Origin of the sequence: Nocardioides turkmenicus (genome assembly GCF_011045035.1) — a bacterium.
GTDB lineage: Bacteria > Actinomycetota > Actinomycetes > Propionibacteriales > Nocardioidaceae > Nocardioides > Nocardioides turkmenicus.
The window spans coordinates 168,344-192,114 of the sequence record NZ_JAALAA010000002.1 but is presented as its reverse complement, the minus strand read 5'-3'; the positions used below and the strand labels follow the sequence as shown (position 1 = coordinate 192,114).

The following is a 23,771-nucleotide window of genomic DNA, read 5'->3' as shown; positions in this document are numbered from 1 at the left end:
GGAGAGACGACACCCGTCACCCTTCAAGGAACCCGTCAGAACGGGTCGGACGACACCGAGTTGCAGGCGCTCGGGCGGCAGGTGGCGCCGCATCCGTCGCCGGTGGAGCACATCGTGTCGGGTGAAGGCAGAGCCGACTCGACGACCCGGAGGTCGAGGTCGAAGTCCGCCTCGGTGATGCCGGTGACCTCTGCCAGGAGGTCGTCGGAGGCGGGGGTGGCGAGCAGGCCCGCGGGTGCGGATCGAGCCATAGTTGGAGCCATGGGTAGTTCTCCTTGCTGTCGTGATGGTGGTGTCCCGAGATCGGCGTCAGCAGACGCTGTGCTCGGGCTCATGGGCCATGAGCGATCGGTCTAGCTCGTAACCCAGGAGACGGTGAGGACTCCGTGGCGCTTCACCAGGGCATGTGTCCCTGGAGCGACGGTGTCAGCCGGGGCTTCTTGACGGTTCGGCCAATACCGATAGGTGGGCGTAGGTCCCTGGTCGCGTCCGGCCTGGTGCCAGGCTCGGATCTGCTCGATGAGCACGCCCGCCGCCTCTGCGTGGTCGGCCCCGTAAGCGCGAGCAGTCATCTCGAACCCGCTGCCATCTGGAACGCGACGCGAGGCGAGGTAGGCCAGGCCCGCGCCGGCGACGACACCGAACGGGAACCAGGACTCCTGCTTGCCGAACTCGGACCCGGGATCGGGGATGAGACGGCAGACGCCGTCGACGGTCCACGACATCCGCAGATACAGGTCGATGAAGGACTCGCCAGCCGCGACGACCACATCAGACCCGGTCTCGCTCATCGGGGTGGCCAAGAGCCCGTCCAGGTCCTCCGGCGATGCTGGGTAGTCCTTGTCGAACAGCAGCCGCAGATGGGTTCGGTCGACATCCGGGATCAGAAGAGTCCGCCCGTCGTTGCTGCCTTCTCCCTGCATCGGGACGAACCCGGCGACCTGGTGAGAGGTGCTGACCAGGTGATCGCCGCCAGCATCAGCATCCGGCTGGAACGCGATGACGCGTGAAGAGCCGTTCATGAGCAGTGGAACCACGAGCGTCCCGGAGGGGGCGAGCTGATCCAACCAGGCCGGCGCGAGGTCCCAGGCGCCGACGGTCACGATGATCGCGTCGAATCCCTTCTCGGGCACGTCCTCAGCCGGCACCGGATGCTCGGCATCCATCGTGAGCACCCGCACCCGATCCTCGTAGAGGGTGCCCTTCAGCGAATCGACGGCACGTTGGGTGACATCGGGATCGATGTCGACCGTCACCACCTTCCCGCTGGGGCCAACGATCTCGGCGATGTAGGCGGCGTTCAGGCCGCCGGACCCGATCTCCAGCACCCGCATCCCGGACGCGAGGTCGGCCTGCTCCAACATGGCCGCCTGGATGTAGGCCGCGGACACCGACGAGATGCTGCGGCCATGCTCGTCCGTCTTCGTGATCACGGCACTGTCGACACCGTAGGCCTCCTCCAACGGCGTGTCCGGTGGCATGAACTGCTCACGAGGCACGGTCGCCAACGCCTGTGCCACCGCGTCGCTGGCGACGATGCCCCTGCTGCGCAGGTCCTCCACCAGTCGATGACGAGCTTGGGTCGTCTCCTGTTGCGGTTCGGTGCTCGGGGTGCTCTGCGCGCCTACCTGATCCACGCTGTTCCTCCTGAATGGAACGTTGAAAGTGCTCGTGCGAACTTTGTCGCCGGTACGGGAGTCGATCGTTGTCTACAAGGTGTTGCAGTCGCCGACCCACCACGCCGTGGTGGGCCAGCGACAGTCCGTGGGATCGGCCTCTATTCGAGGGATCGGATCAGGTCGGCCGCACGGGTGGTGGCCTCGTCGATGCTGGTCTGGTCGGCCAGGCAGATCCGGAGGCAGGAGGCGGCGACGATGGCTTCGATGGTCGGAGTGATCAAGTGCCCGTCAGAGCGCATCCCGATGACGACCTCGACCAGGTGGAGCAGCAACGTGCCGAGCAGGTCGCTGTCGGGAGCCATCGTCACCTCGGGGTGCGCCGCGGCCACCTGCGTTCCCAGCCGTGAGTACGCCGCCCTCAGCTCCTCGCGCGCAGCGCCGAACGACTCGAAGACCTCCTTGCACTGGACCTCGGGCAGCCGGGTCAGCACACCTGCGTTGCGTGGCGCGTTAGCGAGGGTTCGCACGTCGAGCATGACCAGCAGATACAGCAGAACCTCGGGTCCGGTGTCGGCCTCGGCGCCAAGGATCTCGATCTTCTCGATCTTGTCGAGGGTGGGCCGGATGGAGCGTTGCAGCAGTTCAGCGAGCATTTCGTCCTTCCCGCAGGGGTAGTGGTAGTAGAGGCTGGATTGCCTGACCCCGACGGCTTCGGCGATGTCCCGGGTCGAGGTCGCCGCGATCCCACCGTCGACGAACAGAGCGGCCGCGATGTCGAGAATCTCCTCACGTGGCTCCATTTCAGATCGCCGCCCGACCAGGGTTCGCGGGACGAGGCGCGGCCGCCCGGCGCTGCGACTAGGTTGCTCGCGACGCTGAGGTCGCGGATCGTCAGCACCCATCACCGGCCCCGCCTTCAGAGTCGAGGCGGTGAAGCCCGTCGAGAACCATGCTCAGCAGGTTCACGTCGTCCAGCGTGCCTACAAGGCGGTCAGGTTCGGGGCAGGAAGATCCCGCCGCAGTACGTTCCGGCAGGGTCGCAGTCTTGCTGATCTGGCTGAGGCGTTCGGGACCAGCCAGTCCCGAGCCGGCCACCTCGCGCGGGTTGGAGACGCTGAAGCAGGTCACGCCATCAAGACCCGGCGGACGACCAACTCGCCGGCGCCCCCGCATCACCGGAGTTGGGTCGACAGACTGTGTGCTCATAGTTCGATAGGCTGGGCGATACTTGTCGATCTCGGGAGATGCCGCCTGCCGAACCGGCCTGGTTAACCCAGACTGACCTGGAGAAACGCTAGACACTGAATGGCGGGACGACCTATGGCGAGCGAGTTGCGTGACGCGCGACTTCGTCGCGGCTGGTCGCAGAAGCGACTGGTCGTCGAGCTTCAGGCCGCAGCGGCCCGCCGAGGGACCGAACTGCCCGAGACGCTCGTGCTCAAGACTCAGATCTCTCGCTGGGAGAACGGTCATCGCGTTCCCGACGAGTTCTACCGGCGTCTGCTCCAAGACGCGTTCGATCTCACCGCGCCCGAGCTTGGCTTCGTCTCCGGCGGCGGATCAATAGGTCCCGACGCAGCGCTGCCGGCGGGGATGGTCAGCGCAGATCTGCTCGACAATCTGCAGACTTCGCTGATGCACTTGGCCTCCGTTGATGCCACTGCCGGACCACAGACCGTCCTCGCGCTCGCGCGCGAGCAGGCGACGTTCGTGACAGGCCTGGTGCGCGGCGCCATCGGCTCAAAGCGGTCTCACGCTCTCCTCGTCGCCTCGCGACTGAACGAGTTCACCGGATGGCTCCATCAAGACGCTGGCAACCTCGACCAGGCCGCAAGGTGGACCGACCAGGCCATCAGCCTTGCCACAGAGGCCGCTGACCCCGAGCTGACCGCGTATGCCGTGATGCGTCGGAGCAACATCGACACCGACGGTCGCGACAACCACGCCGCACTTGCGCGAGCCAACAACGCGCTCGAGACCACCGCCCTCGAAGATCCGCGACTGAGCGGCGTCCTTCTGAGACAACGGGCCGTGGCCCACGCCATGGTCGGCGACGAGGCAGCCTGCCGACGTGATCTCGACGACGCACTCCAGATGGTCACAACCAACGGGGTGAGCCACAACGCGCCAAGCCTGGTCCCGTACGTCACCCCCTCCTACATCGAGATGGAGGCAGCGAACTGTTACCTCCGCCTCGGCAGATACAGCGACGCTCTCGGGATCCTCACGCAGAGCGTCCGGGCATGGCCGACCGGAAGTCAGGAACGCGACCGCGGACTCGCGCTCGCCCGCCTGGCCACCGCGTACGCTGGCGCGCATGAGGTCGAGATGGCAGTGATCACCGGGCATGCCGCGCTGAAGGTTCTGGCCGAGACCAAATCAGCCCGAATGCTCACCCAGGTCCACGACCTCCGCCGCGAGTTGGCACCTGTCTGGGACAACCCCACGGTGCGCGACTTCAACCACGCATTCACAGCAAGCATGGCATGGGAGGCCTGAACACCCGATGACCAACATCGACGTCATCTCCACCGAGACCACCACCGACGTCATCGCCCGTGGTAGCAAGATCGCGGTCCTCCCGATCGGCAGTTTCGAACAGCACGGCGACATCCTGCCGCTGTCCACCGACACCATCGTCGCAGCACAGATCGCCTCCGCCGTCGCTCGCGCCAACGACCTGTGGCTGCTACCTCCGATCACGGTCTCCTGCTCGCACGAGCACTCCTCCTGGGCAGGCACCATCAGTATTCCCGCCGCCACACTGATCCGACTGGTCGAGGACATCGTCGCCTCTGCACGCGCGCAAGGCGCCGAGCACGTTGTCTTCATCAACGGCCACGGCGGCAACTACGTCCTGCAGAACATCGTTCAGGAAGCGAACGACCTCTCGCTGTTCCCCGGGAAGACCGACTGGACCGCAGCCCGTGAAGCTGCCGGCCTTGAGACCAGCGCTCACGACGACATGCATGCCGGAGAATTCGAGGTCAGCCTCCTCCTGCACTGCGCTCCCGACCTCGTCGGCCCAGACTTCAAACACCGCGATCACCACGCCCCGGACCGGCCACACATGCTCACGCACGGCCTACGCCCCTATACCGAGACGGGGATCATCGGCAGCCCATCGCTGGCGAGCGCAGAAAAGGGGTCGGCGCTCCTGGAGTCGTTGAGCGAACTCTTTGTGAGCCACCTCAGGGGCGTTTCGATACGAAGGTGAGGGCGCTCGACTGAGTCACGCCGGCAGGCGTACGTGGAACCGGCAGCCGGTCGCGGCGGGAAGGTTCTCCACCCAGACCCGGCCGCGGTGTGCATCGACGAGGCCCTTGACGATGGCGAGACCGAACCCGGCGCCCTGAGCGCCAGCGCCTTCGGGTGCGGTCGGGGTGCGCGCGTAGCTGCCCTGCCAGCCGAGGTCGAAGACCCGCTCCATGTCGCCGGGATCCAGGCCGCCACAGCCGTCACTGACGCTGAGGTCGACGCTGCGTACGTCTCCGGGCGCCAGGCGGCAGCGGACCTCCACCGTGCCGTCGGCGGGGGTGTGCCGGATGGCGTTCATCAGCAGGTTGGAGACGACGCGGGACAGGCTGGCCGGATCGGCGGTGATCTCGAGGCCGTCCTCGACCTGTCCACCGAGCCGGACCCGCCGCTCCCTGGCGACCGGGTCGGCCCCGGCCAGCGCCTCGCTGACCAGGTCACCGAGCAGGACCGGTTCCGGCGTCAGGGTGAGAGCGCCGGCCTGGATCCGGGAGAGCTCGAAGAGGTCGTCCACGAGCCGCGCCAGCCGCTCGACCTCGACTCGGATGCGCTGGTGGTAGCGGTGCGGGTCGGCCGCGATCCCGTCCTCGAGGGCCTCGGCCATCGCGCGCAGCCCGGCCAGCGGCGTACGCAGGTCGTGGGCGACCCACGAGATCAGCTCGCGCCGGGACTCCTCGAGGCGCGCCTCCCGCGCGCTCGCCTCCTCGAGCCGCCGCTGTGTCTCGGCGAGCTCGGCCGACAGCGATCGGAGCTCCCGCGGTCCGCTCTCCGACGGCGGCTGATGTCCGCCGAGAGCCATCTGCCGGGCCTGCAGCTGGACGGCGCCTGACCAGCGGACCATCGCGGAGCCGATGACGAGCGCGACCAGGATCGCCACGACCACGGCGATCGAGGTGACCACGGTGATGACCAGCAGGTCGTGGCCGGAGAGGAACATGAGCCAGGCGACGCCGAGCACGCCTCCGAAGACCGTCAGCACGGCGACCGTGGCGGCCAGGGTGAGCTGCCAGCGGATCGACCAGCGCCGCGTCAGCCAGGCGACCAGGAGCCCGAGCAGGCCGACGGCGAGACCGGCACCCGCGGCGACGAGCGAGATCAGCACGGCATCCGCGACCTTCATGCGTCCACCTCCGAAGGCTCCCAGCGGTAGCCGACGCCCCAGACCGTGACCAGCCGCTCCGGCCGGGTCGGGTCGGACTCGATCTTCTCCCGCAGCCGGCGTACGTGGACCGTGACCGTCGAACGGTCGCCGATCGTCCAGCCCCAGACGTGCTCGAGGAGGTCCTCGCGGGTGAAGGCCTTGCCGGGGTGGGCGATCAGGTAGCGGAGCAAATCGAACTCGCGGGTGGTCAGCGCCAGCTCGGCTCCGCCGTTGGTGGCCACCCGCCGGTCGGCGTCGACCACGATCGAGCCGTCCGAGACCACGCCGCCCTCTCCGGAGTGGCCGGTGCGCCTGAGCACCGAGTCGACCCGCAGGACCAGCTCTCGGGGGCTGAACGGCTTGCCGACGTAGTCGTCGGCGCCGAGCTCGAGCCCCATGATCCGGTCGGCCTCGCTGCCGAGCGCGGTGAGCATGATGATCGGCACCTCGCTCGCCTGGCGTAGCCGACGGCACACCTCCAGGCCGTCGATCCCGGGCAGCATCAGGTCGAGGACGACGATGTCGGCGGGGCGCTCGCTCATCGCCCGGAGCGCCTGCTCACCGTCGCCGGCCTCGACGACGTCGTGCGATCCTGCGCGCAGGTAGGACGCCAGCACCTCGCGTACGGTGAGGTCGTCGTCGACCACGAGCACACGTGCCATCGGCCTACTCCTCCTCGACGGTCCGCTGGGGCGAGCGTAGTTCGCCGAGCGCCACGGCGACACCGGCGCACACGCACAGCAGCGCGTACGCCAGCAGTCCCTGGGTGTAGTCGCGGTCCAGCAGCGTCGGGTTGTCCGGCTTCGCGCCGAACCGGCCGAGGACCGGGATCGCGACCAGGACGGTCGGTCCGAGCAGGACCAGCACCGTCACCGCGCCCCGGGCGACCGCCCACGGCAGCAGCCGGCCGCCGAGCCATCCCAGCGCCAGCACGGCCGGAGCCAGGATCCCGTCGTGGATCACGACCGCTGCCGCCAGCCAGACCACGACCTCCGCGATCTGGCCGAGATCCTGCCTGCTCAGCAGCAGCCAGGCGCCGTACGCCATCCCGACCGTGCCGAGCACGATCAGCCCGCCGCGAATCCCTCTCATCAGAGCACCTCGATCCGGGACACCCATTTGGTCTGCATGACGCCGGGACGGTCGGGGGCGATGAGCCGGACCGGGTAGCCGTGGTCCATCGAGAGAGTGACGCCGTCGAGCTCGAGCGCCATCAGGGTGCGGTCGTCGTCGGCGAAGTTCGCCGGGAGCACGGTGTCGGAGGAGGCGCTGAAGGTCTGGATCGACCTGATCCGCACGTCCCGCCCCGGCGGGGCGCCGACCAGGTCGAGCAGATCGCGCAGGCGTACGCCTCGCCACTGGCCCGTCGCGTCCATCCCTCCACGCAGGCGATCGGCAGGGTGGAGGTCCGCTGCTCCATCGCGACGAGGTCCTGACGGGAGATGGCCCGGGAGGTCGCGCCGTGGACGAGCTCGAGGCGGTAGGCGGAGCTGCTCGCCTCGGCGACCACACCGGCCGAGTGGGCGGTGCGGTTGATCGGGATGCCGTGCTTCCGGGACCGCGGGGACAGGGCCGCGATCCGGCCGACTCCGGGGACGGTGCCGGCGGTGTAGAGGAAGGCGGTGGCCAGCGCCGAGGTGCCGGCCAGGATCAGCACGCCACGACGGCTGACCGGCCCCTGTCTGCGTGCGTTCGGGCGGTCGTGGGCGGTGTCGTCGACGTTGCCGGTCAAGGCGTCGCGGATGATCGGCAGCTTCACCGCGATGTGGACCAGCAGCGCCCCGACGGCGACGAAGGCGAGCGCGTAGTGGGTGGCCCGGAAGCCGAAGCCCCAGGGATACCACTGCGCGACGTTGAGCAGACCGGTCGTGAGCTGGACGAGCGAGGTGCTGACCAGGACCGCGATCGAGCCGCGTTCCAGCGCGGTCGGCAGCGCCTCGCGGGCCCGTCGTGGCACCGGCTGGAAGAGCTTGGGGAAGACGACCCACAGCTTGACCAGCAGGAGCGGGATCGCAGCGGTCCCGGCGACGACGTGCAGGCCCTGGGTGACCTGGTAGAGCCACGACGGGCTCGTCGGCAACGGCACCGGCTGCTGGTCGTTCTGGGCGTAGTGGCTGATCAGACCGGTCGCGAGGGCGACCACGAAGCAGACGCCGAGCCACAGCCCCACCCGCGCCGCGACCGCGGCACTGCGCAGGCGGGAGGTGAACGAGTCCTCCGACGGGATCCTCATGACGTCTCCTCCACGAGCACGGCCACCCACCGCTCGCCGGTCGGGGTGAGCGGTGACCGCGACGAGGGTCGGGGAACGATCTGCCGAGACGGCGGCAGCGACGCGAGCCGGGTGACCGCGAGTCCGGCCTCGGCCGCGATCGCGGCGATCGAGTCGGCACCCACGACCGCCCATGGGAACGGCGAGGAGCCACCGCACTCGCAGGCCAGCTCGGCCAGCAACGGACCGCTCGGCGTCCCCGGCGGATGCACCTCGGCCACCACTCGGCCGCCAGGGATCAGCAGCCGGCGTACGCGGGCGAGGAGAGCCAGCGGGTCACCGCCGATGCCGAGGTTGCCGTCGGCGAGGAGCGCGGTCGCCCACCAGCCCTCACCGGGCAAGGGGTCGAAGAGGTCGCGACACACCGCGCGGCCGCCGCGGGCCCGGGTCTCCTCGACGGCTTCCGGGGCGACGTCGACGCCGAGCGAGGGCAGACCCCGGGCGGCGAGGGCGGCGGTCATCCTGCCGGGGCCGCAGCCGAGGTCGACCGTCGGGCCGACGCAGTGGGAGAGCAGGGCGAGGTCGGCGGCGTCGGCGGTGCGGGTCCAGTCCTCGACGGGAAGCCGCGAGGCCGTACCGCCGATCCGCACCACCCGGCACTCCTCGCGGGCGAAGGCGTGCGCGAACGCCGACTCCGCGGCCATCGCCGTCACCGGGCCACCCGCACGATCTCCGCGGCGACGGCGGCGAAGCGGGTGGTCGGGGCAGCCGCAGCGACGGGGGCGACGTCGGCGAGGTGGTCGACGTCGCGAAGCCGTTCCCCGACAGCGACGCGGAGGCCCAGTCGTTCGAGGGCGGAGCGGGTGGCTGCGTACGTCTCGGGGGTGGACATCGGGACGTCGCGCAGGACCGTGGCGGCGGAAGGGTCGCGGAGCGCCAGGGCCCACCAGCCGCCGTCTTCGGCAGGGGCGAGCACAGCATCGGCCGCCTCCAGACCGTCGGCCACGGCCAGCAGCCGGGCGGTGGTCACCTGAGGGGTGTCCATCCCGATCTGCACGACCGGTCCGGTGACGTCGGCGTGGGCGTTCGCGAGCCGCTCGCCGAGTCCGCTCCCGCGCTGCGGGGTGACGGTCCAGCCGGCGATGGCCGCCTCGATCTCGTCGGTCCGGAACGCCACGGCGACGTCCCCGGAGAGGGACAGCCGACACCGGTCCGTCCCCACCGCCAGGGCGCAGGCATCGATCGTGTCGAGCAGCGCGGCCGCCGCGAGAGCCGTCGCGGCGGCGTCGCCGATCTCGGCTGCGAGCCGGGTCTTCACCAGGCCGGGGACCGGTGCCTTGGCCACGAGGAGCAGTGTCGGTGCCGTCATGCGAGCACCCGCCAGAAGTCGTACGCCGCCCGCAGGCTGCCCAGCACGGAGCCGGAGACCTTCGAGCGGGTCCCGGCGGCGCGCGGGTGGTAGTCGACGTCCACCTCGTGCACCCGCCAGCCGGCCCGGGCGGCACGGTCGAGGAGCTCGACCGGATAGCCGGAGCGCCGGTCCTCCACACCGAGCCCGAGCAGCGCCTCCCGGCGGGCCGCTCGCAGCGGGGCGATGTCGCGCACCCGCAGCCCGGTGCGGCGCCGCAGCGCGCTCAGCACGATCCGGTTGCCGAGCCTGGCGTGCCACGGCTGGGCGCCCGGCGTCACCGGCCGGCGGCAGCCCAGCGCCAGGTCGGCCTCGTCGCGCCTGATCGTGTCGACCAGCGGCAGCGTGTCGACAGGGTCGAAGGAGCCGTCGCCGTCCATCACCACGACGTAGGGGGCGGTGGCGGCGAGCAGACCGGCGTGCACCGCCGCCCCGTACCCCGGTCGCGACTCCGACACCACCCGCGCTCCCAGCTCCCTGGCGACGTCGGCGGTGCCGTCGGTCGAGCCGTTGTCGACGACGATCACGGACAGCTCCGCCGGCACCCGCGGCAGCAGCTCACGCAGGGCGGCGGCCTCGTCACGGCAGGGCAGCACGAGGTCGGTCTCGGGGCGGTTCTGGGCCATGGAATCGACTCTAGGAACGCCTCGCCGCCGATGGGGCCGACAGATCTTACGGTCCGATGACGTGGGCCGTCGTGCGACGCCGGCCGGTCTTCAGGCACCTACGCTCGCTGTCGTGAACTCCTCCGCTCACCGTGCCGCCCTGGTGGGGCTTCTCGCCACGCTGATCCTCGTGATCGCGGCCGTCGCGGTGCCGCCGCTCCTCGGCTGGCAGGTGTGGACGCGGGTGCACATCGAGGACGGCACCTTCCCGCCGCTCCACGGATTTCCCGAGGTCAAGGCGGGGATCGGAACGGTCCTTGCGGTCCTGCTCGCCCTCGCATCGCTGCGCTGGGCCGACTCGGTCGCGTCGGAGCTGCCATGGCGGCGCCTGCTGGTGGTGGCGTACGCGGTCGGGCTGGTGTGGCTGCTGTCGCTGGCGCTCGTGGACGGCACCGAGGGCATCTCCGGGGTGCTCGGGAGCCCGTCCGAGTACCTCGGCACCGCCCGGGCGGTCGACGACGTGGGCGGCCTGCTGCGGGAGTACGTCGCCCGGATCCCCTACGACGCACCCGCGGGCAACTGGCCGGTCCACATCGCCGGGCATCCGCCCGGGATGGTGCTCTTCTTCGTGCTCCTGGTGAAGGTGGGTCTCGGCGGCGACCTGGCCGCCGGGCTGGTCGTCACGGTGATCGCCGCGACGCTGGCGCCCGCGGTCATGACGACGGTCCGCGTCCTCGGCAGCGAGGCCAGGGCTCGCGCGGCGGCCCCCTATCTCGTCCTCACCCCGTCGGCCGTGTTCCTCGCCGTCTCCGCCGACGCGGTGATGGCGGCGACCGCAGCCTGGGGGATCTGCTGCCTGGCGCTCGCGTGTCGGGGCGGCCCGCGCCACGGCTGGCCGTGGGCGGTCGTGGCCGGGCTGCTCCTCGGCTACCTGGTGATGATGTCGTACGGCCTCCCGCTGGTCGGTGTGCTCGCGCTCGCGGTGCTGTGGCTGGGCAGCAGCCGGCGGTGGGGCCGGGCCCGCGGATGGTGGGTGCTTCCGGTCGCCGCCGTCTCGGCGCTCGGGGTGGTCCTCGTCTTCGCGACCGGTGGCTTCGCCTGGTGGGAGGCCTACCCGGTGCTGGTCGACCGCTACTGGGACGGCCTCGCCAGTCGGCGCCCCGGCGCCTACTGGACCTGGGGAAACCTGGCCGCGCTCGCGATCAGTGCCGGCCCGCTCGTCGGCGCCGGGATCGGGGCCGCCTGGGCCTCCCGGCGTGACCTCGAGGACCGGGTCGTCGTGGTCCTGGTCGCTGCGGCGCTGATCATGATCGCGCTGGCCGATGCCTCGCAGATGAGCCGGGCCGAGGTCGAACGGATCTGGCTGCCGTTCATGCCCTGGCTGACCCTCGGCTGTGCGCTCCTACCCGAGCGGTGGCGACGCCCGGGCCTCGCGCTCCAGCTCGCCACCGCACTGCTCGTCGAGCACCTGCTCCACACAAGCTGGTGACTCACCCCGCGGCCGGGCGCAACGGGGCGGTGGCGAACGTCGGCAGGCTGGCCTCCGGCAGCACCTCGGCACGGAACCCGAGGTCCTTCTCGGCAAGCTGCGGTGAGGCGACGACGTGGCGTACGTCGCCGATCCGGTAGCGCCCGGTGACCACCGGCGCCACCTCCTGTCCGGCACCTCTAGCGACCAGCTCGGCCACCTCGCTGATCGTGACCGGGTGCCCGGACGCGACGTTGTAGGCCGCCAGGCTCCCGGGAGACCGGTCGGCGGTCGCCTCGAGCGCTGCCAGGTTGGCACGGGCCACGTCGTCGACGTGGACGAAGTCGCGCTGCTGGCCGCCGTCCTCGAACACCTGCGGCGGTTCGCCCCGCTCCAGCGAGGAGCGGAAGATCGCGGCGACCCCGGAGTAGGGCGTGTCGGCAGGCATGTGCGGCCCGTAGACGTTGTGGTAGCGCAGGGCGATCGCGGTCGCGTCCGCCTGACGCGCCCACGCGGAGGCGTAGTGCTCCTGCGCGACCTTGCTGGCGGCGTACGAGCTGCGGGGGTCGAGCCGGGCCGACTCCGCCACCGTCGCCCACCTCAGCGCGCCGCCGCACAGGTCGCAGTGGTTCTCGAAGTCCCCCGCATCGAGCGAGGCACGCGACCGGGGCGGCGGCACCCGGTCGCCGTGGGTCTCGCAGACGTAGCGGCCCTCGCCGTAGACGACCATCGACGAGGCCAGCACCAGCCGGGACACCCCGTGCGCGCTCATCGCGGCCAGGAGCGCCGCGGTGCCGAGATCGTTGTGGGCGGCGTACAGCGGGAGATCTGCCACCGTCACCCCGGCCCCGACGACGGCGGCCTGGTGGCACACCGCGTCGACGCCGTCCAGCAGGTCGCCCCAGGCGCCGGCATCGCGTACGTCCAGCGGATGCGTGCCGGGCAGCGCCTCGGCGGACGGGCCGTGCGCCATCGGAAGCAGCGCGTCGACACGTACGACCTCGTGGCCGGCCTCGTCCAGGAGCCGGCCGATGGCGGTGCCGATGAAACCGGCCGAGCCGGTGAGCAGGACTCTCATGGGATCTCGTAGGCGAGCTGCTTGCCCTCGGCCCAGGTGGAGCACGTGCAGCCGGCCGGGTCCGGCAGAGCGCTGATCGTGTCGGTCAGGACGGTGCGCATCCGCTCCAGGTTTGCGGCGAAGAGCGCGTAGACGTCGTCCTCGTCGACGCCCTCGCCCTCGGCGGCACCCGCATCCATGTCGGTGACCAGGCACAACGGCGCGTAGCACATCCGCAGCTCCCGGGCGAGCGCCGCCTCCGGGGCGCCGGTCATCCCGACCAGCGTCCAGCCCTGGGCGGCGTGGTGGACGGACTCGGCGCGCGTCGAGAACCGCGGCCCCTCGATGATGATCAGCGTGCCGCCGACCTTCACCTGGGGGTCGGAGGCCACGTACGCCTTGGCGATGCGGGGGCAGTAGGGATCCGCGAGAGGCACGTGAGTGGCGCCCGTCTCCACGAAGCTGGGGATGCGGCGCCAGGTGCGGTCGACCATCTGGTCGGGGGTGACCAGGTCGCCGGGCGCGACCTCGGGCCGGAGGCCGCCGACGGCGCTGGGGGAAAGCACCTGGGTCACCCCCAGCGACCGCAGCGCCCAGAGGTTGGCGCGGTAGGGGATCGCGTGCGGTGGGTACTCGTGCGAGCGGCCGTGGCGGGGCACGAAGGCCACCGGCCGGCCGGCGACCGTGCCGACCGTGATCGGCGCTGAGGGATCGCCGTACGGTGTCTCGACGGTCACCTCCTCGGCATCGCTCACGAACTCGTAGAGCCCGGTCCCGCCGATGACCCCGACCTCGGCGCGAGGTGTCTGTCCCGTGTCCAGCCCAGTCATGCCTTCACTGTGCCAGCGCCGCGTCCGCGGCGACAGCATGCGACGCATCCGTCACCGATCGGTAATACCTTCCGCGATCCCGAACGATGTCGGTGGTCGCAGGCACAATGCGACCCCGTGGGAGGACGTACGTCGCTGGGACTGCTGGTCGTGCTGCTCGCGGTCGTCGGCTGGGCGGTCTCGCTGTGGCTGCCCGAGGAGGCGCCGGCGAACCGGCGGACGCCGCCGGTGGTGACCGAGCAGCCGGCGCCCTCCCCGCCGGAGCCGGTGGACGTGCGGAAGGCGCGCGATCACCTCGCCGGGTTGGCCACGGTCGCGAGGCGGCCGGAGGGGATGGCTGCGTACGAGCGTTCGGTGTTCGGGGGCAGCTGGACCGACAGCGACGGCAACGGCTGCAACCAGCGCGACGACGTGCTGGTGCGCGACGCTGTCGAGGTGCGGACCGGGCAGCAGGGGAGGTGCGACCACGACGTGCTCGCCGGCACCTGGGTCGACCCCTACACCGGCAGGCGCCTGGTCTTCACCGACCTGAAGGAGCCGCGGCAGGCCCAGGCGATCCAGATCGACCACGTGGTGCCGCTCTCGGAGGCGTGGCGCTCCGGCGCGAGCAGGTGGCCTGAGGACCGGCGCCGCGCGTTCGCCAACGACCTCGACAACCTGCTCGCCGTCGACGGCCCGACCAACATGAGCAAGAGCGACGACGACCCCGCGGGCTGGCGTCCGCGGAAGGGGTTCCAGTGTGCGTACGCCACCCGCTGGATCGAGACCAAGGCCCGCTGGTCGCTCGCGGTCGATGACAGCGAGCGGCGGGCGCTCGGGGAGATGCTCGGCTACTGCTGAGACTTCAGACGGCGCGGCGGTAGTTGGCCATCGCGCGGTCGTAGGCCTCCCAGGCCCGCCACGACTCCAGCGCCCGCTCGCCCTGCGGCTTGAGGCCGTCGACCTTGTGGTAGGACTCGCCGCTCGCGTACTGCGACTCCCGGCCGGTCACCAGCGAGAGCAGCATCGGCAGCACGCTCTCGTCGGTCACCGTGATCGTGCCGACCCGGAAGGTCTCCCGCACCCACTCGGCCCGCTGGTCCGAGCCCAGGACGAGCACCACCGGCAGCTGCGACGCCCGGGCGATCGCGTCCAGGATCGGCCCGAGCCCGTCGGGGACCCAGCGCTCGTCCGCCGGCGGCGTGGGGGCCTTGGGGATGCTCATGGTCGTGTACGCGGGGAGCTGGCCGGTCAGCGGGCCGGCGATCTTCTCGGAGGACTTCGGAGCCGGGTCGGGAGCGATGTCCGAGGCGACCTTCTCGCCCGCCTTGCGTCGCGGCCGGACCGCGGGGATCTTCGCGGTGAAGCTGAAGCCGCCGGTGCGGGTGGGGTCGAGATGGCGCCCGGGGGTCGGCTCCGGTGCGCGGCCGAGGGCCGGCGCCGCCGGTGCGGTGGCTGTGGTGACCAGCTCGGCGGCGTGCTTCCCGTGCGAGCGGATCGAGCCGTCGGCGGCCAACTCGAACAGCGCCACCCGGACCCGGTCGGCCCACTCGACCGCGTCTTTGGTGAAGCCGGCCCGGCTGAACAGCGCGACCGTGCGGGCGTCGTAGGCGTAGCCCGCGCCGCGCACGGCACAGACGCTGCGCGCCTCGGTCGGGGAGCGGGTGAGCACCACCTGGGCGACGATGACGTTGTCGGGTCGGCCGCCGATGATGTCGACGTCTGCGGCGGTGGTGCTGCCCGACGGGGCGGCGTCGGGCCAGCCGAGGGAATGCAGATGCTCCGCGGCGTACTTCTCGGCTTCTTCGCCCGTTCTGGGCTGCCTCAAGGGTGCCAAGGCACGGTCCTTCCTCGATCCTCCCTCGGGCCTCCCTGCCCGATCGAGTTGGGGAGGATGATAGGCCCGGTGCGTACGCCCTGTCCGGCGGGGTGGTGAATCGGGTCCCGATGTTCGCTCCTGGCGGATCGGCCGCGGATGTCGGTGCTCGCCGCTAGCGTTGATGTGTATGAGGCGCCCACATGAGAACGTCGCTACGGTCCTGGTGGATCCGCGCATTCTCGGTGACATCGAGATCGAGCTGATGTCGCTCGACATGCCGCTGTGGCGGGTGTGCGCGGCGCCGATCGTGAAGGACGGGCAGCGGCTCGCGTTTCAGGTCCGCCACAAGCTGCTGATGTCCAAGAGAGGCGAGTGGGACTGCGCCAAGGACTGGGTCCCCGTCTGGATCGGCTTCGGCTCGACCTGGGCGTTTCCCGGCGAGGCGATCCCGTGGCCGGCGCACAAGGCGCTGTGGACGCTCCTGGAGGGTTACGCCGACCACGTCCGCTACCACAAGCGGCTCGGCGGGATCCCTAGGATTCCGCGGTTGCGGGAAGCCTGTTAGCGGCCGAGGATCTCGTCGGCAAGCCGAGGGTTGAATGACTGTGTTGGCGAGGAGATCTAGATGGTGCTCTCCGCCAAAGGGCAACCGGTTTCGTGGTGGAACTCAGCAAGGAGTTCGTATGCCGCCGAGGCCGCGGCTGCGATGACCTTCCCGGGCACGCCGCACATCCTCAGCACCGCATCTGCGATCCGGTTCGCTCGCTGTGGGGTCATCGTCGTCCCGGCGTTGCGGATGTCGGTGACGACCTCGATCGAGTGCATCAACATCTCGCCCAGCTCTGAGGCGTCGATGTCAGCAGCTACCTCAGCTGAGGCGGCCCGGAGGCCGATGCGTCCGTAGGCGTCGACCAGTTCACGGCGGGTGTGCTGGAACTCGGCGTAGACCTCGCTGTTGGTCACATCGGACTGGGCGTAGAGGATGCCGACGTTGTGGGGTGCGTCGGCCAGCGTGCGGATGTCGATCAGCGCGAGGAGGTAGAGCGCGGTCGCGTGAGTCTCGGGCGGCACGAGCGCCTCGATCTTGGCGACCTTGTCCACTGTGGGACGTACGGAGCGCTGTAAGAGTTCAGCGAGGATCTCGTCCTTGCCGGCGAAGTGGTAATACAGGCTCGCTTGCCGAATGCCGACCCGCTCAGCGATCTCCCGGGTCGAGGTAGCCGCAAAGCCCCGAGTGACGAACAGCTCCGCCGCCGCGTCGAGCACCTGGTCGCGCGGCGATGCCGCACTGCTGCTGGGGATGTGCCGCGGGCGTCCGGGGCTAGGTCGCCGGGTTGTCATCGGCTGGCTCCTGAGGTCGTCGCCTGCTGGGTCACGTTCACGTCCAGATCCTCCGATCACAGCCATCACTTGGATCGGCCAAGACGGCAGGGCATGAGAGCCGCACCCGCCGGAGCCGTACTCGGCGTTCCCGCCGTCCCGGCCGTGTCTCCAATCTGCCGCCAGTGGTGTGTCAGGGCCACCGAGACAACCAGTGATCATCAGCCCAAGACGTCCCTGTTTGACGGGGAGGTTGTGGCACGATGGACGCATGAGTATCGACGCCAACGCGCGTCCTTCGAAGACGACCAGTCGCCGTCGAGAACGACGAGAGTGGTCCGCTGCGCTACGCGAACAGGGATCGACATGGGTCGAGATCGCCGATGCTTTCGCTGACAGGTACGGCGTGAATCCACGGGTTGCGTTTCGCCTTGCTCGTGATTGGAGCCAGCGCGACGCCGCCGATCAGTGGAACCAACGTTGGCCCGATGACCCGAAGACCTTCAAGAACTTCTCGTACTGGGAGCAATGGCCCGCGCCGACCGGCTACGCACCGTCTCTCGATGTCCTCGCCCGACTGGCCGAGCTTTACCAGTGCGCTGTCGCCGATCTGGTCGTCGATCTCGCTGATCACTCACACCTGGACGCAGCGCGGGCCTCGAGCGGCAACCTCAACGGACTCTGGTTGTCTCGATACAGCTACTTCTCGGACAGTCGTGGCGAGCACTTGCACGGCGAACACACGGTTCGGCTCCATCACACCGGAAGCCGGCTCCGCAGCACCACCGATCCCGGCGCCGGCGAGTCACGACTCGCGCTCGACCTGACCGTCAACGGGGCCATCGCCACCGGGATCTGGAACGAGCGAACCGACCCCACTGGCTACTACCGCGGTGCGGTCTACCACGGCACCATCCAGCTGATCATCAGCCCACATGCCCGTGCAATGAACGGCCGCTGGCTCGGCTTCGGCAAGGACTTCGTCGTCAACTCAGGAGACTGGCACCTCGAGTGGATCGAAGCCTGAACCCTCAGACCTCGGGCACTTCATCGGATCCACTGATCAACGCCACGACGGTCGAACCACTCGGGACCTTGTGGCGAGCCACAAGGTCGAACAGTGCGTACATCATCTTCGCCTCATACACCCAGTCCAGCTTGAGACTGTGCCGCTCCTCGAAGTCATCGATGAAGGCATCCAACTCGGGAGTCCGCTTCGCATAACCACCGAAGTGGTAGTCACACTCCAACCGCCAGGACCCGGTCCGGGTGCCGTAAACCTGCTCCTGCAGCCGAACGATGTCGTCCTCCAGGAACTCGCCACCCTTCAGAACGGGAACACCGACCACCGACTGACCAGGCTGCGCGCCTGCGGCTAGGCCTGCGAGAGTTCCGCCGGTCCCCACCGCACAGAAGACGACATCGGCAGCCTCCTCGAGTTCCTCAGAAAGCTCCGCACATCCACGTACCGCCTCGGCGTTGCTGCCGCCCTCAGGGATCAGATAGAAAGCGCCGAACTCACGTTGCAACGCATCGACAACCGCGTCCGACCTCTTGTCTCGGTAGGTCGCGCGATCGAGATACTTCAACCGCATGCCGCGCGAAACTGCGTACTGGAGCGACGGGTTCAACGGCAGGTGCTCCTCGCCCCGGATCACTCCGACCGTGCTGAACCCGAAATAGGCGCCCACCGCGGCTGTCGCCCTGATGTGATTCGAGTACGCCCCGCCGAAGGTCAGCAGGGTGGAGTACCGATGCTCCCGAGCAGTCGCGATGTTGTACTTCAACTTCCGCCACTTGTTCCCGGGAACCTCCGGGTGGATCAGATCATCCCGCTTCAGCAGGACCCGCACGCCCGCTGCCGCGCATCGGTCATCGTCGATCTCCACGACCGGCGACGGCAACCGAAGCTCCGCAAGCAGCCCATCGTCCACACAGCCAGCATGACAGGTCAGAACGCGACAGCCTCTCGCATGCGAACGAAAATTCGTTCGCACCAGTCAGGCCAGCTGCTGAGCCGGGGGTCTGTCACCGCAGAGCTTCTTCGCGGGCGTGCGCCTCAGGGCGTCGCTCGATCTGCTTCCAGGTCGGGTCGACGGCGGGGAACATCGTGATCACGAAGTAGGCGATCCCACAGGCGACGAGGGCGGTGGTCAGGCCGAACCCGGAGACCAGGGTGCCGCCCAGCAGCCCGCCGAGCGGCATCAGTCCCCAGGCGAAGGCCGAGATCAGCGACATCACCCGGCCGAGCACGGGAGCGGGGATCCGCTCGAACTGCAGCGCCCCCAGGATCGGGTTGATGAACCCGCTGGTCGTCCCGCCGATCGCGAACACGACGAACACCACCCACAACGGCGCGCCGAAGGCGATCACCAGGAACCGCGGGATCCCGGTGACGAGGAAGCAGATCAGGTACGTCGGGTAGCGGCGCATCCGGTCGCCGATGGTCGCCGCGATGGCGGATCCCACCGCAGCGAAACCGGTGAACGTGGCGAACAGAAGCCCGAGCATCTCGGGGCTGGCGTGCTGTTGTGCCCACACTGGCATCAGGACGCTGCTGTAGGCGAGATCGATCAGGTTGGTCAGGGCCACCATCACAGCCATCCCGAGCAGCACCCGGTCGCGGCGGAGGAAGTGCCAGCCCTCGGCGAGTTGGTCGCGGTAGGGGACCGGATCCTCGGTGGGCTCGTTGGTTCCTGTGGCCGGGACCCGGTTCAGCCGGGCGGTCGTCGCGGCCAGCACCAGCGCACCGACCGCGAACGAGGCGGCGTCGATCACGATCGCATTGGTCGCGCCGACCAGGCCGATCAGCAGGCCTGCCGCGGCGGCGCCGAGCATCGAGGCGGTGCGCTCCACGAACGAGTGCAGTCCGGTGGCGCGCTCGGTCGGCACGCCGGCTGCCTCGACCAGCTGCGGGATCATCGACGCCTTCGCGGAGTCACCGGGGCCGCGCAGCGAGCCGGCGAGGGCGACGAGGAGCAGCAGGATGGGGAAGTGCAGCAGGTCTGCCGCGTACAGCAGGGGGATGAGGCCGACGACGACGGTCGACCCGACATCGCAGGAGATCGCGACGCGGCGCGGGCCGATGCGGTCGATCACCGGCCCGCCGAAGACCTTGCCGAGCACCAACGGGGTCAGCTCGAAGAGTGTGACCAGGCCGGTCTTCGCCGGGCTGCCGGTCGTCTCGAGCACGAACCAGGGGATCGCCAGCATCGAGACGCGGGTGCCGAGCAGGGAGATCGTCTCGGCCGTCAGCCAGCCGTAGAGGGGAAGCTTCACGGTCAGTCCTTCTCGGGATCGGGGCCGAGGCGACCCGGCGAGGCGAAGGTGTGGAACTGGACGGCCACCGGCTCGCCGTCGGGGTCGTCCTCGAAGCCGTCGACGATCTCGTTGACCTGTTCTCCCAGGCGGTGGGCCTGGCTGGGGGTGAGGCGTACGACCCGGTCGTTGAGGTTGAAGACCTCGCGCCACTCCTTCGGGAGGAGCTCGCGTTCCTCGAGCGCCGCCTGGAGCTGCTGGGTGTAGATGGTGACGACGGTCTGCAGATAGGCGCTCAGGGTTTCCTGGCCGTCGGCGGTGTCGGGCACCTTGCCGTCACCGGTGACGGTGAACTGGTGGGCCGCCTTCCACCAGCGCTCCCGGGCGTTGCCGCGGCTCTCGTCGTCCTCGATGAAGCCGTGCTGTGCGAGCTGGCGCAGGTGGTAGGACGTCGCGCCGCTGTTGATGCCGAGCCGGGCGGCCAACGTGGTGGCCGTCGCCGGGCCGTCGACGCGGAGGATCCCGAGCATGCGCACGCGCACGGGGTGGGTGAGGGCCTTGAGCTGGTCGACTCCGGGGACGATCTCGTGGGCTGTCATGCGGTCACCATAGACCGCAAAGAGATCTTTGCAAATGAATTTATGCGATCTGCCAGATAGACCAGTAACCAGGTGAACAAAGCCTGGATAGCGCCGTTACCCTGTCGGGGTGACGACAGATGCCGCGCCGCCCACGCCACCTTCCACCCCGACGGTGGCGATCATCGGAGGAGGCGCGAGCGGCACGTTGACCGCGATCAACCTGCTCCGCCGGGGCGCGTCGGTGACGCTGTTCGAGTCGCGCGGCGAGGCCGGCTACGGGGTGGCCTACTCCACCACCGACAGCCGCCATCTCCTCAACGTCCGGGCCAACAACATGTCGGGCTTCCCCGACGACCGCGACGACCTGCTGAACTGGGCGGCGGAGGCCGGCATCGAGCTCCGCCCGATCGACTTCCTGCCGCGCCGCGACTACGCGCGCTACCTGCGCGACCGGCTCGGGCAGGCTGCGGCGGCCGGGCCCGGGGCGTTGGAGACGGTCGGGGAGACGGTCGTCGACGTCGAGCCGGTCGGTGCCGGATTCCGGGTGCTGACCAGCGACGACGATACGGGCCACGTCGCGGACGCGGTCGTCCTCGCGTACGGTAACCCGCCGCCGCAGCCGCTGGCCGGGCTGCCCGAGGCACCGTGGAACCTGTCGGACCCCTGGGACGTGGCCCGGATCAGCGCCCTGCCCGCCGACGCGACCGTGCTCGTCGTCGGCACCGGCCTGACCGCCGTCGACACCACGGTCACGCTCCTCGACGACTCCCCGGCCCGCCGGGTGATCATGGTGAGCCGCCACGGCCTGGTGCCCAACCCCCACGTCGACGACCAGTTCACCTCCTGGGTGACCCCGATCCCCGACGGCCCGCTGACCGCCGACGGCATCGCCGGCCTCGTACGCGACCAGATCGAGCACGCTGCCACCCTCGGCGTCGACTGGCGTGCGGTCATCGACGGCCTCCGCGGTCCGACCCAGTCGATCTGGCGCCGCCTGCCCGAGCCCGAGCGCCGTCGTTTCCGCGAGGTCTACGCCCGCGAGTGGGAGGTACGCCGCCACCGCATGGCCCCGCGCATCGCCGCCCTGCTCGACACCTATCAGGCCGAGGGCCGCCTGGAGATCCTGGGCGGCGGGGTGCTCGGCTGCCGGGCGGACGGCGTCGAGCCGGTCGTCGCGCTGGCCGACGGTGACCGCGAGGTCACCGCGGTGATCAACTGCACCGGTCCCTCGCCCGACATCACCCGCACCGACAACCCCCTCCTGCTCGCGCTCCAGAAGCGCGGCCTGATCGCCCCCGACCCTCTCCGCCTGGGCATCGACGTCACCGAGGACGGTCACGTCATCGGAGCGGACGGCCGCGTCGTACCTGGTCTTCTGACCGTCGGCCCGCCCTGCAAGGGCGCCCTCTACGAGGCGACCGCCATCCCCGAGATCCGCGGGCAGGCAGCGGCCGTGGCCGCCCACCTCGCCAGCTGAGATCCCACCGCTGGTCGAGCCGCCGGAGCCGCTAGGCGAAGGCGTGTCGAGACCAACACAGTCGCCTCGGCGCTCGATAGGACCGTGTTGGTCTCGACACGCTCGGCCGCAGGCGGCCTCGCGGCTCGACCAGCGGACGAGCTGGTCAGCCGAGGTTGAGCTGGCGGTCGGTGCGCGCGAACGTCTCGGCGGCGAGCTCGGGGTCGGCGCTGAGCTCGGCTCCGGTGGCCGGGATCATCGCCTTGAGCTGCGGCTGCCAGGCGTCCCAACGGTCGGGGAAGCAGCGGCGCAGGACGTTGACCATGATGGCCGGGGCGGTCGAGGCGCCGGGGGAGGCGCCCAGCAGACCGGCGATGGTGCCGTCCTCGGCGGTGATGACCTCGGTGCCGAACTGCAGGACGCCGTCGGGGCGGATGACCTGCACCCGCTGGCCGGCGATGATCCGCTCCCAGTCCTTGCGGTCGGCGGCGGGGAAGAAGTCGAGGAGGTCGTCGAACTTCTTGCGCGGCGAGCGCAGCAGCTCCTTGACCAGGTAGACGGTGAGGTCCATGTTGGTCAGCCCGGCGCGCAGCATCGGCACCAGGTTGTGCGGCCGCACCGACAGGAACAGGTCGGTGAGCGAGCCGGTCTTGAGGAAGCGCGGGCTCCAGCCGGCGTACGGACCGAACATCAGGTGGGTCTTGCCCTCGACGTAGCGGGTGTCGAGGTGAGGCACCGACATCGGCGGCGCGCCGACCGCGGCCTTGCCGTAGGCCTTGGCGCGGTGCTGGGCGACGAGCTCGGGCTTGGACGTACGCAGGAACTCACCCGACACGGGGAAGCCGCCGAAGCCGCGGATCTCCGGGATCGAGGCCTTCTGCAGCAGGGGCAGCGCGTAACCGCCGGCGCCGACGAAGACGAACCGTGCGCGCAGGTGGTACTTCCCGGAGCCGTTGCGGCCGTAGACGTGCCAGAAGCCGTCCATGGTCTGGTGGAGGTCGGTGACCTCGGAGCCGGTCTCGAGGTCGGCGCCCTTGTCGACCAGGGTGCGGGTCAGCATCGAGGTCAGCGAGCCGAAGTCGACGTCGGTGCCGGCGTTGGTCCAGGTGGCCGCGACGGGCTCCTCGGCGAGCGACTTAGCGGAGCGGCCCTCGAGCAGCAGCGGCGCCCAGCCCCGGATGACCTCGGGGTCGGTGGAGAACTCCATCCCCTGGAACAGCGGGTGGTCCGAGAGCGCCTCGTAGCGCTTGCGGAGGTATTCGACGTTGTCCTCGCCCCAGACGAACGACATGTGCGGGACGGTGTGGATGAACTTGTCGGGGTCCGGGATGCGGCCGTTCTCGACCAGGAAGGACCACAGCTGACGGGACAGCTGGAACTGCTCGTTGACGTTGACGGCCTTGGAGATGTCGACGGAGCCGTCGGGCTGCTGCGGGCTGTAGTTGAGCTCGCACAGCGCCGAGTGGCCGGTGCCGGCGTTGTTCCACGGGCCTGAGGACTCCACGGCGAGCGAGTCGAGCCGTTCGATCATCTTGATGGACCAGCTGGGCTCCAGCTCCTGGAGGAGCACGCCCAGGGTGGCGCTCATGATGCCGCCGCCGATCAGCACTACGTCAAGAGGTTCGTCCACAGGTCTTTTGTCTCGCTTTTGGGGCTGCAATGGTTAATCGGGGTCGTTAGATCGGTCTAACTTGTGGGCAACTTCACTGCCCGGACCCCAGGATGAGTCCAGCGGTTTCCGCCCTTCATTGTGGCTCACCGCA

26 protein-coding genes are annotated in these 23,771 nt (G+C 69.8%); 7 read left to right on the top strand and 19 right to left on the bottom strand.

The annotated features are described in order from the left end of the window. Positions 1 to 35 precede the first annotated feature (35 nt). The 3 genes from G5C66_RS03070 to G5C66_RS03060 form a co-directional block, all read right to left on the bottom strand. Positions 36 to 251, bottom strand: a complete 216-nt coding sequence (locus tag G5C66_RS03070; protein ID WP_206443666.1) for an FxLD family lanthipeptide — start codon at positions 249 to 251, stop codon at positions 36 to 38. 102 nt (positions 252 to 353) lie between these two features. Next, positions 354 to 1,637, bottom strand: coding sequence for a methyltransferase, FxLD system (gene fxlM / locus G5C66_RS03065; RefSeq protein ID WP_165109484.1), 1,284 nt, complete (start codon positions 1,635 to 1,637; stop codon positions 354 to 356). Positions 1,638 to 1,777: 140 nt separating this feature from the next. Further along, positions 1,778 to 2,419 (bottom strand): TetR/AcrR family transcriptional regulator, encoded by a 642-nt coding sequence (locus G5C66_RS03060; protein ID WP_241248174.1) that lies wholly within the window; start codon positions 2,417 to 2,419, stop codon positions 1,778 to 1,780. 520 nt (positions 2,420 to 2,939) lie between these two features. Between G5C66_RS03060 and G5C66_RS03055 the strand changes: the two genes are divergently transcribed. Together G5C66_RS03055 and G5C66_RS03050 are read left to right on the top strand one after the other, a co-directional pair. Further along, positions 2,940 to 4,118: a helix-turn-helix domain-containing protein gene (locus G5C66_RS03055; protein WP_165109482.1), complete on the top strand. Its 1,179-nt coding sequence runs from the start codon at positions 2,940 to 2,942 to the stop codon at positions 4,116 to 4,118. A gap of 7 nt (positions 4,119 to 4,125) precedes the next feature. Further along, positions 4,126 to 4,836, top strand: a complete 711-nt coding sequence (locus tag G5C66_RS03050; protein ID WP_206443665.1) for a creatininase family protein — start codon at positions 4,126 to 4,128, stop codon at positions 4,834 to 4,836. A 15-nt stretch (positions 4,837 to 4,851) separates the two neighbouring features. Here the strand turns inward: G5C66_RS03050 and G5C66_RS03045 are convergent, their stop codons facing one another. The 8 genes from G5C66_RS03045 to G5C66_RS03015 are packed head-to-tail and all read right to left on the bottom strand — an operon-like array spanning position 4,852 to position 10,261. Beyond that, on the bottom strand, positions 4,852 to 5,994 hold the full coding sequence (locus tag G5C66_RS03045) for a sensor histidine kinase (RefSeq protein ID WP_165109481.1): 1,143 nt from the start codon (positions 5,992 to 5,994) through the stop codon (positions 4,852 to 4,854). Continuing rightward, positions 5,991 to 6,677 (bottom strand): response regulator transcription factor, encoded by a 687-nt coding sequence (locus tag G5C66_RS03040; protein ID WP_165109480.1) that lies wholly within the window; start codon positions 6,675 to 6,677, stop codon positions 5,991 to 5,993. The genes G5C66_RS03045 and G5C66_RS03040 overlap by 4 nt, the downstream gene beginning before the upstream one ends. A 4-nt stretch (positions 6,678 to 6,681) precedes the next feature. After that, positions 6,682 to 7,107: a hypothetical protein gene (locus tag G5C66_RS03035; protein WP_165109479.1), complete on the bottom strand. Its 426-nt coding sequence runs from the start codon at positions 7,105 to 7,107 to the stop codon at positions 6,682 to 6,684. Beyond that, positions 7,107 to 7,340, bottom strand: coding sequence for a molybdopterin-dependent oxidoreductase (locus tag G5C66_RS25770; RefSeq protein ID WP_241248202.1), 234 nt, complete (start codon positions 7,338 to 7,340; stop codon positions 7,107 to 7,109). Before G5C66_RS25770 ends, G5C66_RS03035 begins: the two co-directional genes overlap by 1 nt. After that, positions 7,229 to 8,248 (bottom strand): cytochrome b/b6 domain-containing protein, encoded by a 1,020-nt coding sequence (locus G5C66_RS03030; protein WP_241248173.1) that lies wholly within the window; start codon positions 8,246 to 8,248, stop codon positions 7,229 to 7,231. Before G5C66_RS03030 ends, G5C66_RS25770 begins: the two co-directional genes overlap by 112 nt. Continuing rightward, positions 8,245 to 8,931, bottom strand: coding sequence for a class I SAM-dependent DNA methyltransferase (locus tag G5C66_RS03025; RefSeq protein WP_165109644.1), 687 nt, complete (start codon positions 8,929 to 8,931; stop codon positions 8,245 to 8,247). The genes G5C66_RS03030 and G5C66_RS03025 overlap by 4 nt, the downstream gene beginning before the upstream one ends. A gap of 5 nt (positions 8,932 to 8,936) precedes the next feature. Further along, complete coding sequence (locus G5C66_RS03020) at positions 8,937 to 9,596, bottom strand: TIGR04282 family arsenosugar biosynthesis glycosyltransferase (RefSeq protein WP_165109478.1); 660 nt, start codon at positions 9,594 to 9,596, stop codon at positions 8,937 to 8,939. Then, complete coding sequence (locus G5C66_RS03015; RefSeq protein WP_165109477.1) at positions 9,593 to 10,261, bottom strand: glycosyltransferase family 2 protein; 669 nt, start codon at positions 10,259 to 10,261, stop codon at positions 9,593 to 9,595. Before G5C66_RS03015 ends, G5C66_RS03020 begins: the two co-directional genes overlap by 4 nt. 112 nt (positions 10,262 to 10,373) lie before the next feature. Here G5C66_RS03015 and G5C66_RS03010 point away from each other — a divergent pair, with 112 nt between their 5' ends. Beyond that, positions 10,374 to 11,729 carry a hypothetical protein gene (locus tag G5C66_RS03010; protein ID WP_165109476.1) on the top strand — a complete coding sequence of 452 codons (1,356 nt, stop codon included), beginning with the start codon at positions 10,374 to 10,376 and terminating at the stop codon, positions 11,727 to 11,729. A 1-nt stretch (position 11,730) separates the two neighbouring features. On the opposite strand, the gene G5C66_RS03005 is transcribed toward G5C66_RS03010, so the two are convergent. Both G5C66_RS03005 and G5C66_RS03000 read right to left on the bottom strand, forming a co-directional pair. Next, complete coding sequence (locus tag G5C66_RS03005) at positions 11,731 to 12,786, bottom strand: NAD-dependent epimerase/dehydratase family protein (RefSeq protein ID WP_165109475.1); 1,056 nt, start codon at positions 12,784 to 12,786, stop codon at positions 11,731 to 11,733. After that, complete coding sequence (locus G5C66_RS03000; protein ID WP_165109474.1) at positions 12,783 to 13,595, bottom strand: S-methyl-5'-thioadenosine phosphorylase; 813 nt, start codon at positions 13,593 to 13,595, stop codon at positions 12,783 to 12,785. The genes G5C66_RS03005 and G5C66_RS03000 overlap by 4 nt, the downstream gene beginning before the upstream one ends. A 117-nt stretch (positions 13,596 to 13,712) precedes the next feature. Here G5C66_RS03000 and G5C66_RS02995 point away from each other — a divergent pair, with 117 nt between their 5' ends. After that, the gene (locus G5C66_RS02995; protein ID WP_165109473.1) at positions 13,713 to 14,435 is read left to right on the top strand and encodes a GmrSD restriction endonuclease domain-containing protein; all 723 of its coding nucleotides are present in this window, start codon (positions 13,713 to 13,715) and stop codon (positions 14,433 to 14,435) included. Between the two features lie 4 nt (positions 14,436 to 14,439). On the opposite strand, the gene G5C66_RS02990 is transcribed toward G5C66_RS02995, so the two are convergent. Beyond that, entirely contained in the window at positions 14,440 to 15,411 is a 972-nt protein-coding gene (locus G5C66_RS02990; RefSeq protein WP_165109472.1) for a restriction endonuclease, read from the bottom strand. A 205-nt stretch (positions 15,412 to 15,616) separates the two neighbouring features. On the opposite strand from G5C66_RS02990, the gene G5C66_RS02985 reads away from it, so the two are divergent. Beyond that, the gene (locus G5C66_RS02985; protein ID WP_338144047.1) at positions 15,617 to 15,958 is read left to right on the top strand and encodes a hypothetical protein; all 342 of its coding nucleotides are present in this window, start codon (positions 15,617 to 15,619) and stop codon (positions 15,956 to 15,958) included. A gap of 56 nt (positions 15,959 to 16,014) precedes the next feature. On the opposite strand, the gene G5C66_RS02980 is transcribed toward G5C66_RS02985, so the two are convergent. Then, positions 16,015 to 16,734, bottom strand: coding sequence for a TetR/AcrR family transcriptional regulator (locus tag G5C66_RS02980; protein WP_165109470.1), 720 nt, complete (start codon positions 16,732 to 16,734; stop codon positions 16,015 to 16,017). Between the two features lie 250 nt (positions 16,735 to 16,984). On the opposite strand from G5C66_RS02980, the gene G5C66_RS25535 reads away from it, so the two are divergent. After that, on the top strand, positions 16,985 to 17,740 hold the full coding sequence (locus G5C66_RS25535; protein ID WP_206443663.1) for a hypothetical protein: 756 nt from the start codon (positions 16,985 to 16,987) through the stop codon (positions 17,738 to 17,740). A 4-nt stretch (positions 17,741 to 17,744) separates the two neighbouring features. Here the strand turns inward: G5C66_RS25535 and G5C66_RS02970 are convergent, their stop codons facing one another. From G5C66_RS02970 to G5C66_RS02960, 3 genes are all read right to left on the bottom strand, one after another. Then, on the bottom strand, positions 17,745 to 18,647 hold the full coding sequence (locus tag G5C66_RS02970; protein ID WP_165109469.1) for a pyridoxal-phosphate dependent enzyme: 903 nt from the start codon (positions 18,645 to 18,647) through the stop codon (positions 17,745 to 17,747). A gap of 94 nt (positions 18,648 to 18,741) precedes the next feature. Further along, the gene (locus G5C66_RS02965; RefSeq protein WP_206443662.1) at positions 18,742 to 19,992 is read right to left on the bottom strand and encodes an MFS transporter; all 1,251 of its coding nucleotides are present in this window, start codon (positions 19,990 to 19,992) and stop codon (positions 18,742 to 18,744) included. A gap of 2 nt (positions 19,993 to 19,994) precedes the next feature. Then, positions 19,995 to 20,570 (bottom strand): ArsR/SmtB family transcription factor, encoded by a 576-nt coding sequence (locus tag G5C66_RS02960; protein ID WP_165109468.1) that lies wholly within the window; start codon positions 20,568 to 20,570, stop codon positions 19,995 to 19,997. 109 nt (positions 20,571 to 20,679) lie between these two features. On the opposite strand from G5C66_RS02960, the gene G5C66_RS02955 reads away from it, so the two are divergent. Next, complete coding sequence (locus G5C66_RS02955; RefSeq protein ID WP_338144046.1) at positions 20,680 to 22,029, top strand: FAD/NAD(P)-binding protein; 1,350 nt, start codon at positions 20,680 to 20,682, stop codon at positions 22,027 to 22,029. A 145-nt stretch (positions 22,030 to 22,174) separates the two neighbouring features. Here G5C66_RS02955 and G5C66_RS02950 read toward each other — a convergent pair whose 3' ends face one another. Further along, the gene (locus G5C66_RS02950; protein ID WP_165109467.1) at positions 22,175 to 23,638 is read right to left on the bottom strand and encodes a malate:quinone oxidoreductase; all 1,464 of its coding nucleotides are present in this window, start codon (positions 23,636 to 23,638) and stop codon (positions 22,175 to 22,177) included. Positions 23,639 to 23,771: the final 133 nt, after the last annotated feature.

Bases quoted from the DNA above. Each gene is read 5' to 3' on its own strand.
- G5C66_RS03070 (WP_206443666.1), bottom strand. From the start codon at position 251: ATGGCTCGATCCGCACCCGCGGGCCTGCTCGCCACCCCCGCCTCCGAC.
- G5C66_RS03060 (WP_241248174.1), bottom strand. From the start codon at position 2,419: ATGGAGCCACGTGAGGAGATTCTCGACATCGCGGCCGCTCTGTTCGTC.
- G5C66_RS03055 (WP_165109482.1), top strand. From the start codon at position 2,940: ATGGCGAGCGAGTTGCGTGACGCGCGACTTCGTCGCGGCTGGTCGCAG.
- G5C66_RS03050 (WP_206443665.1), top strand. From the start codon at position 4,126: ATGACCAACATCGACGTCATCTCCACCGAGACCACCACCGACGTCATC.
- G5C66_RS03045 (WP_165109481.1), bottom strand. From the start codon at position 5,994: ATGAAGGTCGCGGATGCCGTGCTGATCTCGCTCGTCGCCGCGGGTGCC.
- G5C66_RS03040 (WP_165109480.1), bottom strand. From the start codon at position 6,677: ATGGCACGTGTGCTCGTGGTCGACGACGACCTCACCGTACGCGAGGTG.
- G5C66_RS03035 (WP_165109479.1), bottom strand. From the start codon at position 7,107: ATGAGAGGGATTCGCGGCGGGCTGATCGTGCTCGGCACGGTCGGGATG.
- G5C66_RS03030 (WP_241248173.1), bottom strand. From the start codon at position 8,248: ATGAGGATCCCGTCGGAGGACTCGTTCACCTCCCGCCTGCGCAGTGCC.
- G5C66_RS03025 (WP_165109644.1), bottom strand. From the start codon at position 8,931: ATGGCCGCGGAGTCGGCGTTCGCGCACGCCTTCGCCCGCGAGGAGTGC.
- G5C66_RS03020 (WP_165109478.1), bottom strand. From the start codon at position 9,596: ATGACGGCACCGACACTGCTCCTCGTGGCCAAGGCACCGGTCCCCGGC.
- G5C66_RS03015 (WP_165109477.1), bottom strand. From the start codon at position 10,261: ATGGCCCAGAACCGCCCCGAGACCGACCTCGTGCTGCCCTGCCGTGAC.
- G5C66_RS03005 (WP_165109475.1), bottom strand. From the start codon at position 12,786: ATGAGAGTCCTGCTCACCGGCTCGGCCGGTTTCATCGGCACCGCCATC.
- G5C66_RS03000 (WP_165109474.1), bottom strand. From the start codon at position 13,595: ATGACTGGGCTGGACACGGGACAGACACCTCGCGCCGAGGTCGGGGTC.
- G5C66_RS02980 (WP_165109470.1), bottom strand. From the start codon at position 16,734: ATGACAACCCGGCGACCTAGCCCCGGACGCCCGCGGCACATCCCCAGC.
- G5C66_RS25535 (WP_206443663.1), top strand. From the start codon at position 16,985: ATGAGTATCGACGCCAACGCGCGTCCTTCGAAGACGACCAGTCGCCGT.
- G5C66_RS02960 (WP_165109468.1), bottom strand. From the start codon at position 20,570: ATGACAGCCCACGAGATCGTCCCCGGAGTCGACCAGCTCAAGGCCCTC.